At 60.5% G+C, this 3,604-nt stretch carries 3 protein-coding genes; all 3 read left to right on the top strand.

The window, feature by feature from the left end; all coding sequences use genetic code 11:
* The coding region (locus ENZ74_RS25705) for a translocation/assembly module TamB domain-containing protein (RefSeq protein ID WP_164761204.1) at positions 1-430 on the top strand (430 nt) is incomplete at its 5' end.
* Positions 431-696: 266 nt separating this feature from the next.
* A complete protein-coding gene (locus ENZ74_RS25700; RefSeq protein WP_013530882.1) occupies positions 697-2,349 on the top strand; it encodes an ABC transporter substrate-binding protein in 1,653 nt (550 codons plus the stop codon).
* Between the two features lie 230 nt (positions 2,350-2,579).
* A partial coding sequence (locus ENZ74_RS25695; protein WP_206522328.1) for an ABC transporter permease occupies positions 2,580-3,604 on the top strand: 1,025 nt, incomplete at its 3' end.

The raw sequence follows: 3,604 nt of genomic DNA, 5'->3' as shown, positions 1-3,604 counted from the left end.
GGTGTCGGGCGAAGCGACCAATCCGAAGTTCACCTTCTCCTCGGTGCCGGCGCTGCCCGAGGATGAGGTGCTGGCGCAATTGATCTTCGGCCGCTCGATGTCGAACCTGTCGCCGCTGCAGATCGCCCAGCTCGCCGAAGCGGCGGGGCAGCTGGCCGGCGTCGTCGGCTCGACTTCGCTGCTGGAAAACCTGCGCAGCGCAATTGGCGTCGACGATCTCGACGTCACCACCGACGACCAGGGCGGCACGGCGGTTTCGGCCGGCAAATACCTCAACGACCGCACCTATGTCACCATCCAGAAGGGCGACAAGCCTGGCTCGGGCAAGGCGACGATCGACCTCAATGTCGGGCGCGGCGTCAAGCTGCGCGGCGAGGCCAACGATGCCGGCGAAGCCAAGGGCGGCATCTTCTACGAGAAGGAATACTGACAGTCCGGCGGGGCTTTTGGCCTCATGGTGGATCGATTCTGGTGCTGTGCGGGCCAGAGTAAATGTCTCAGTTTAATCGACTATCGCGATTCCAGAAGAATCCGTCGGACAGTAGCAAATTTGCGCCAAGACTGTCGTTATCACGCGAACCGCTCCCCTTTCAAAGTTGCACATTCCCTAACATGTTCTCAATCCACGCCGTCTTTGACATCATGGCCTGGATGCGGAATGTTAAAAGGCGGAAAGCCAACAATGGGAGTTAAGTCATGACAATTTATAAGAGTAATGGCGATCGCGTTCCGGATCACATCCTGGCCATGGCCGAAGAAGCCAAGGCAGGCAAGGTGGACCGCCGCGAATTCCTGGCCATGGCCAGCGTCTTCGGCGCATCGACGGCAATGGCTTACGGCTTGCTCGGCCTCGCCGATCCGACGCCGGCGAAGGCCGAAGAGGTAAAGGGCAAGAAGGGCGGCACGCTGAAGATCGCCCAGTGGATCAAAGATCCCAAGGACCCGCGCAAGGCCGACTGGTCGGAAATCGCCAATGCCGAGCGCCAGGCGCTCGAGCCGCTGGTCAAGTACACCTCCGAATACACGTTTCGCCCCTATCTGCTGGAAAGCTGGGACGTCAACGACGACGCCACGCAGTATACGCTGCATGTGCGCAAGGGCGTCACCTGGTCGAATGGCGATGCCTTCACCGCCGATGACGTCATCTTCAACCTGAAGCGCTGGGCTGACAAGAAAGCCGAAGGCAATTCCATGCCCGGCCGTCTCGGCTCGCTGGTCAAGGACGACAAGCTCGACGAGAGCGCCGTGACCAAGCCGGACGACCACACGGTCGTGCTTAAGCTCAGCAAGCCGGACATCGCGCTGATTCCGAACATGTGCGACTATCCCGGGCTGATCGTCCACAAGACCTTCGATGAGAAGGGCGGCGACTTCAAGGCCTGCCCGATCGGCACCGGTCCGTTCGAACTCGTCTCCTACGATGTCGGTCAGAAGGTGGTCTACAAGCGCCGCACCGATGACAAGTGGTGGGACGGCGAAGTGTTCCTCGATGGCCTGGAATTCATCGACTACGGCACCGATCCGGCAGCCATGGTCAGCGCTTTCGAGGCCGGCGAAGTGCACACCAACTTCGAGACTTCGGCCGACTATGTGTCGATCCTCGACGGCATGGACCTGGTGAAGTCGGAAATCGTCACCGCGTCGACCATCGTCTGCCGCACCAACGTCAACAACAAGCCCTATGGCGACCAGAAGGTGCGCAACGCGCTGCAGCTTGCGGTCGACAACAATGTCGTCTTGCAGCTCGGCTACGGCAATGCCGGCTCGGTCGCCGAAAACCACCATGTCTGCTCGATCCATCCGGAATATTACGAGCTGCCCAAGGTTGCCCGTGATCCGGCCAAGGCGAAGGCGCTGATGGCGGAAGCCGGCCAAGCCGACTTCGAACACGAGCTGATCACCGTCGACGAAGACTGGCATAAGAACACCGGCGATGCGATCGCCGCCCAGCTGCGCGACGCCGGCATCAAGGTGAAGCGCACCGTTCTGCCGGGTTCCACGTTCTGGAACGACTGGACGAAGTATCCGCTGTCGATGACCAACTGGAACATGCGTCCGCTCGGCGTCCAGGTTCTGGCCATCGCCTATCGCACCGGCGAGGCCTGGAACGAGGCCGGCTGGTCGAATCCGGACTGGGATGCCAAGCTCAATGCGGCGCTCGCCGTTGCCGACGCCGCCAAGCGCAAGGACATGATGAAGGACATCGAGCAGATACTGCAGGATTCCGGCATCATGATCCAGCCGTACTGGCGCAAGCTCTACAGCCACTCGGTGAAGGCGGTGCAGAACTACAAGATGCACCCGACCTTCGAGCGCGACTACGGCAAGGTCTGGCTCGACCAGGCTTGATATCGCATCGACATGGAGGGAAGGGGCTCGCTCCCTTCCCTCGCTCTTTGCATTGTCCGTCCCTGCTGGTCCGCACATTCTCAAAAAAGTTGCGGACTCGCGGGCAAGGCCATGCAACAAAAACAGGGTTGATCGCATCCGAAGGCCTGTTTGACAGCCAGCCCCGCCGGTCACGGCAGGGTTGGCTTTCATAGCCGGCTCAAACCCCAACCCATCGGCAGGGGGCCGCCATGCTTTCCTTCGTTATCAGGCGTCTTGGCACCATGGCATTGACGATGCTGTGCCTGACCATGGTCGTCTTCTTCCTGATCAACCTCGAACCCAATCTGAAGAAGCTGGCGATCAGCCAGACCGAAATGCATACGTCGGCCGAGCAGCTCGAGAGCTGGCTGGTCAACCATGGCTACCGGCAGAACTTCTTCGTCCGCTACGGCCAGTGGCTTGGTGTCTTGCCCAAGCAGCCGGTAACCGACCCGGCGACCGGCAAGCCGGCGCAGCGTTTCTCCTTCTGCAACGATCCGCTCGTGCCGACCTTTGCCGGCGTTTTCCAGGGCGATTTCGGCTGCTCGACCAAGTTCAAGGCGACCGTCGCCTCAAAACTGTTTCCGGCACTCGGCGCTACGGGCATCCTGATGTTCTGGGTGCTGGCGGTGATGGTGCCGATCTCGCTGCTGATCGGCATTCTTGCCGGCATGCGTGAGGGGTCGCGAACCGACCGGGTGCTGTCCGTGGCGTCGATCGCCTCGACGGCGACGCCTGAATATGTGTCGGGCGTCATCTTCACCGTCATCTTCGCCTCATGGCTAGGCTGGCTGAACGGCTCGGCGGCTTCGGCCAGCCAGGGCATCACCTTCTACAATTTCACACTGCCGGTGATGACGCTGGCGATCTACGGCATCGGCTATATCGCCCGCATGACGCGAGCTTCGATGGTCGAAGTGATGACGCAGCAATATATCCGTACTGCGCGGTTGAAGGGTCTCTCCTTCGGCAGCGTGGTGGTCAAACATGCCTTGCGCAACGCGCTGATCGCACCGTTCACCGTCATCATGCTGCAATTCCCTTGGCTGCTCACCGGCGTCGTCATCGTCGAGGTGATGTTCCGCTACCAGGGCTTCGGCTACACGCTGGTCGAGGCGGCCGGCAACAACGATATCGACCTTTTGCTCGGCTGCTCGCTGGTCTCGGTGTTCATCGTCTTGATCACGCAGCTCATTTCCGATGTCGGCTACGCATTTCTCAATCCGCGTATCAG

Origin of the sequence: Mesorhizobium sp. M7A.F.Ca.CA.002.15.2.1 (assembly GCF_003998715.1) — a bacterium.
Lineage (GTDB): Bacteria > Pseudomonadota > Alphaproteobacteria > Rhizobiales > Rhizobiaceae > Mesorhizobium > Mesorhizobium ciceri.
The sequence above is the reverse complement of the archived record's forward strand: the minus strand, read 5'-3'. Positions and strand labels throughout refer to the sequence as shown.

What these genes read in the sequence shown, in the direction of transcription:
- ENZ74_RS25700 (WP_013530882.1), top strand. Translation starts at nt 697, where the DNA reads ATGACAATTTATAAGAGTAATGGCGATCGCGTTCCGGATCACATCCTG.